Annotated in this window: 4 protein-coding genes and 1 pseudogene; 2 read left to right on the forward strand and 3 right to left on the reverse strand. The window is 63.3% G+C overall.

Annotated features, from left to right (window positions below):
• Nucleotides 1-1,011: ABC transporter substrate-binding protein (locus Y708_RS23285; protein WP_081746531.1), on the forward strand; the 1,011-nt coding region annotated here is incomplete at its 5' end.
• A gap of 819 nt (nt 1,012-1,830) precedes the next feature.
• On the opposite strand, the gene Y708_RS0106285 is transcribed toward Y708_RS23285, so the two are convergent.
• The 3 genes from Y708_RS0106285 to Y708_RS0106295 form a co-directional block, all read right to left on the reverse strand.
• Nucleotides 1,831-2,115, reverse strand: coding sequence for a DUF1540 domain-containing protein (locus Y708_RS0106285; protein ID WP_026550871.1), 285 nt, complete (start codon nt 2,113-2,115; stop codon nt 1,831-1,833).
• A 93-nt stretch (nt 2,116-2,208) separates the two neighbouring features.
• On the reverse strand, nt 2,209-3,213 hold the full coding sequence (locus Y708_RS23290; protein ID WP_051478701.1) for a siderophore-interacting protein: 1,005 nt from the start codon (nt 3,211-3,213) through the stop codon (nt 2,209-2,211).
• 144 nt (nt 3,214-3,357) lie between these two features.
• A complete protein-coding gene (locus Y708_RS0106295) occupies nt 3,358-4,143 on the reverse strand; it encodes an HpcH/HpaI aldolase family protein (RefSeq protein ID WP_028279271.1) in 786 nt (261 codons plus the stop codon).
• A 307-nt stretch (nt 4,144-4,450) separates the two neighbouring features.
• Here Y708_RS0106295 and Y708_RS29660 point away from each other — a divergent pair.
• Nucleotides 4,451-5,189, forward strand: a pseudogene (locus tag Y708_RS29660) (hypothetical protein); the annotation flags it as partial.

Consider the following 5,189-nt stretch of genomic DNA (forward strand, 5'->3'; position numbering starts at 1 on the left):
AAGCCATTCTGGGCAGCCGCGGCAGGCGCCGCACTACTGGGCACCGCTGCGTGCGGCGCTCCCGCAGCCACCAACGACACAACCTCCGCCCCCTCAACCTCCGCCGCCTCAACCTCCGCTGAGGCCGGGACCTATCCGCTGACGATGGAACACATCATGGGTTCCACCACCATTGAGGAACGACCGCAGCGGGTCGTCGCATTGGACTCGAGCTACATTGATGCCGCGTTGCTACTTGAGGCGGACCTGGTCGGGTACGTCCAGTACCGTCAGGACCCAAATGATCCTTTCGCCCCGTACCTTGGGGAGGTTGATGAAGCGACCAAAGATTCCGTGAATGTAGGCACCCTCGCAGAACCTAACCTGGAACAGATTCTGGAACTGGAACCGGATCTGATTGTTTCGGCGAAAGTCCGCCATGAAGCCCTCTACCCACAGCTGTCGAAAATCGCACCCACAATTTTCTCCGACAGCACCGGTCCGACGTGGAAGGAAAACGTCGTCTTCCTAGGCGAAGCCTTGGGCAAGAAGGAAAAGGCCGAGGAATTGGTCACTGCCTATGAGCAACGGGCTAAGGCGGTCGGAGAGGAAATTTTGGCCACCAAGCCCGATGCCACGTACTCGCTGATTCGCTTCGCCGGTGAAGATACCGCGCGCCTTTACTCTTCCGACTCCTTCATTGGAGAGATCATGGCCGATATGGGCATTCCGCGTCCTGAAGATGCACCGGATACTACGGAATCGATTTTCGTTCCGCTCTCCGCTGAGCAAATCCTGGAAGGCGATGCCGGACTGATTATGGTCAGCGCTTTCACCCCCGACGGCCCTGAAGGCGACGCTGCCCGCGCCCAACAGGAGAAGTTCGAATCGAATCCTTTGTGGGAGCGTCTTGAGGGAGATGTCCTCCCGGTCGATGATGCGACGTTCCTCTCGTCCGTCAGCATCCAGGGAGCCCACGCTGTCATCACCGACCTTGCCAACCACTACGGCGTGGATCCCCTCCTGCCGTAGACGCAACCGGAGGTGGCAGCCACATTCGGAGACCACAACATCCTGTGCTGCTGCTTTCGTCATACGGTCATCATCAGGACCCAGGAATGTTCGCAAATCTCTACCCCGGCACTCACAATGATGTGGACATCCCCGGTTTGGCGGTGTGCCGGCTCGTCCGTGGCCTGCTGTCCAGCAGAACGAACGGTGAGGGCTCTCCCTTAGGTGCGCCAGCCGCATCCCGAAGCTCCTCCATCGGGATGCGGAGCACCACGAAAAAGGCCTTGAGAGGTGCGCCAGCCGCATCCCGAAGCTCCTCCATCGGGATGCGGAGCACCACGAAAAAGGCCTTGAGGATAGTCTCGCTCGGGTTCCCCGCGCAGGTACTTCGAGATGGATGTGTTGGGAACCTTCACACCCTTGGTTTCCGCGATTGCTTGGATACGCCGCGCGGACAATTGCTCGGTGTTGGAGTCATTGAGCAGATTGGAGAGGCGGCTCACCGCTCCATGTCCTCACCGCGGCTCTTTCGCTCCTGCTGGGGCCGGCGGTTAGGAGGCTGTGGTGAGCCCGACTGGGGTCCTCGTGGTGGTAGGACATTGCGCGCGTGATGGGGAGATTCAGCACGCATTCGTCGACGGTGAGCTTGTAGCTCCGGGTCGAGAGCGGGATGTCGGTTCCCCTCACCGTTCATCGTCCTGGTGATTCGTTGGACGTCCCACTTCGCCGCTTCCAAACAACGCCGCAAGCAACCTGAGATGCAGCTCCCGACCGGCGAAGAGGTGCTCCGGGCGATTGCCTGCTGCAGGTCTCGCCCGTGTCGCAGAGCTTTTCGCCGGCCTACCTGTGTGAGTAGGTGAGGCAGTCGGCGTTGTCAGCTCCCGGGCCGACGTGGACCTCGGATGCCTGGCACATCAGGTGGTCGTTGTGCACGCATTCGGAGCGCTGGCATGCCCCGACGTCCGCTAGGACCTTGGGCAGGCCTCCGTGGGTTCCGGTGTCAATGAAGGTGGTGCAGGATGCATGGTCTTCAGTGCCGCCGACTGTGATGGCTGCGGCGTTACATGCGGAGTGGTCGTTGAAGGAACAATTGCTTACGCTGCAGTCTGCGACGTGCGTTGTCATGGGATCCTCCGTGGTTCGGCTGCCCGGGACGGGCCGCTTCTTCTGTCCACGGTAGGCCTGACCGGGCTGATCAAAAAGACCCAGTTGTGTGCCCTAATTGCCCAACGCTACAGCGTTGGCGTTATCGACGGGGCTGACCGTCGCCCCGGTGGCACCTCGGAACCCGGGTTGGAGGTTCCCGGCGTTCGGGGTGCCGTTGGTTCCGGAGCCGGATTTGCCAAGGCTCCAGTACGCTCTGAATTCAGATTGTCTGGGGTCCAGTCCGAGCTGATTCACAAGGTATCGGCGCAGGCTCTTCACGGTGCCTGCTTCGCCGGCTACCCACGCATACATGGCGTGTGTGTTTTCCTGTGTGGCCGTGTTTACCTGGCGTTTCGCCCGCACGGCCCCGTACAGCAGCTCACCGCGGAGCGCGCCTGTGGGATGTCGTGCCAGCCAGCTGATCTGGACTCCGGAGTCGGTGCTGATGTCCTGAAAGTCGCTGCCGTCGGGTACTTCCAGGAACGCATGGCCGGTGACATGGGCCGGCAGGGCTTCGAGGATGGAGCTGATCGCCGGAACTGCGGTTTCATCGCCGGCCAGAAGGATCTGCCGGGCCCCTTGGGGGTTCCACCTTATCCCTGTTTCACTCAGTCCGGTGGCAGCGGTGATGGCTTCGGCGTCGGGGCCGATGATGACCGCGCCGGTGCCGGGTGCGGCCGCCCGGGCCCATTCCGAGGCCGGGGCGCCGTGGCCGTCGGCGGCGGGGTGGATGACGAAATCTACGTCCAGCTCCCGGCAATGGGCGGTGGCGCGGAGGGCGCGGACGGTGTAGCTGCGTATCCAGCCGCGTCCCGGCTGTTCTTTCTGGAGCCAGTTCCGGTACCAGCCCTCGCGCAGCTGTCCGTCCGGTGGGCCTGGCCTGGACAGGGTCTGTCCGGGAACGGACAGCAGCATCTTGATCCTCAGGTCAAGTGTCGGCCCCGGGACCCCGAACCGGTCCAGCGCCGGGCCGGTGAAGGTGATGCGGCGGAAATGCGGGGTCAGGTCCTGGACGCGGCGGACGATGACGTCGAACACGCGGACCGGGTGAGCGGGGGTAAGTGCGGCGGCGCTCATGGATCTGCTTCCTTTTTCGGCGGTTCGGTCGGTGTGACAAGACGGTGCGTTTTGAAGGGACTGTACGGCGGGCTGTAGTAGGAGGAGTTTGCCGGAGCAGGCAGCTGTCAACAACAATGCACCGGGCCCGCCCCGAGTATTGGGTCAGGGCCTGGGCTGCAAGGAGGCATTCCGGAGCCCATCCAGGTGCCTGCGGAGGGCTCCGGCTGCGAGGTCGCGTTCCTCCCCGAGGATGAAGGCCGCGACGCCCGCCTGCCGCCAGCGGTCATGTGACTCCGGCGTGCGGGAAATCGGGCAGAACGGAACGCCGTGTTCCACGCACGCGGTGTGCAGGCGGTCCAGGGCGTCAAGAACAACCGGGTGGCGCGTTTGCCAGGGCAGACCATAGGACTGGGATAGGTCTGCGGGGCCTGGGATGATGAGGTCCACACCCCCGCCGGCAAGGATCCCGTCGATGGCGTCGACCCCGGCCGCGTCCTCGATGAGGGGTATGACCATGATCTCCTCATTGGCACGGGCGATGTACTCTGCGGGGTCGATGAGGCCGAAGCCGGAAACGCGGCCGACTGCCAGCGACCGCTTACCCTCGGGGTGGTAGCGGGCGGCCTGGATGGCGGCGTCGACGTCAGCTCGGCTCTCCACATGCGGGACGACGACGCCCATGGCGCCCGCATCGAGCGCCCGGAGCGTGGCTGAGTGATCAGCAGGTGCTATGCGGACCAGAGGTGTAAGGCCAACCGCTTCCGCCGCGCGGATCAAGTTCTCCAGCTCCTGCGGGTCCACGAGGGAATGCTCGCAGTCAAGGACCACGAAGTCGTAACCCGTGCAGCCGATCATTTCGACCAGCGCCGGTGAGGGGATGGCGCAGAAGAGGCCGTAGACGGGCTCGCCGGCGGCGAGCCTGTCCTTGAGTCGATTCGAACGGAGCATGTGTTCTCCTGTCTCAGAGTGTGAGCCGCCCGCGCGGGTGCCGGAGCCGATCGGGAGGACTGGACAAGGTAAAGACATATTACGAAAGATTTTTGTGCGCAAATTATGGCGGGATGTTGCATGCCTGCCCACCCCTTGGATTGACTTCCACATCCCTATTCAAGTTAGCTTAGCCTTGCCTAATATAAAAACTTAGTCGGGCCTGGTCTGACTGCGACGCAAGGAGTCCGTCACGCCGTGCCTTTACCTCACCGCAATTAGCCCCACCGACGCCGTCACCAAGGGTTTCCTGCCCGCCGCGGCGGCAATGGGCATCCCGGTCGTCATCTTGACCGACGCCCCCGTGGCTCATGCTGCAGCCTACGCCGGGATAGCTCATGCGCCACTGGCCGTTGAGCAGACCGAGGTGCACGATGCCGGGGCCGTCGCAGCGCGTGTCCTGGCGCTCGAACCCAGGTACGGGCAGGCACGCGGACTACTCAGCAACAGTGACCACCTGCAGACTCAGACGGCCATGGCCGCCGAGCTCTTGGGCCTGCCCGGGAAGGATTGGCACGCAACCCTTCGCTGCAAGAACAAGTTCCTCACCCGCCGGGCGTTGTCGTACATCGGCCTAGACCATGTTGCCAGTGTCGAGCTCGGCCCGGGGGAAGATCTGTCTGCCATCACCGCGGAGCTGGTGTTCCCCGCAGTGGTCAAGCCCCGCGAAGGAGTGGCCAGCGAAGACGTCCTGCTGGTGCGGGACCTCGATGAACTTCAGGCGCAAGTGGAGAGGATCCGGGAGCGACGCGGCGACGACGCCCTGGTCATCGAGGAATACCTCTCCGGCGAGCTGCACACCTACGAAACGCTCGGTGACGGCCATACCCTCCAACACTTTGGTTCGTGGCGGACCACGCTTGGGGATCCGCCGTACTTCACCGAAACCAGCCGCGACTGGGTTCCGGCCCTACCCGAAGAGGTCGAGCAGAGCCTGCTGGCCCAGATCAAGGCTCTGGGGGTGGGACTCGGGGCCTGCCATACCGAATTCGTCGTCGACGGCGGCC

This window comes from Arthrobacter sp. H5, assembly GCF_000520595.1.
GTDB lineage: Bacteria > Actinomycetota > Actinomycetes > Actinomycetales > Micrococcaceae > Arthrobacter_D.

Bases quoted from the DNA above. Each gene is read 5' to 3' on its own strand.
- Y708_RS0106285 (WP_026550871.1), bottom strand. From the start codon at position 2,115: ATGACAACGCACGTCGCAGACTGCAGCGTAAGCAATTGTTCCTTCAAC.
- Y708_RS23290 (WP_051478701.1), bottom strand. From the start codon at position 3,213: ATGAGCGCCGCCGCACTTACCCCCGCTCACCCGGTCCGCGTGTTCGAC.
- Y708_RS0106295 (WP_028279271.1), bottom strand. From the start codon at position 4,143: ATGCTCCGTTCGAATCGACTCAAGGACAGGCTCGCCGCCGGCGAGCCC.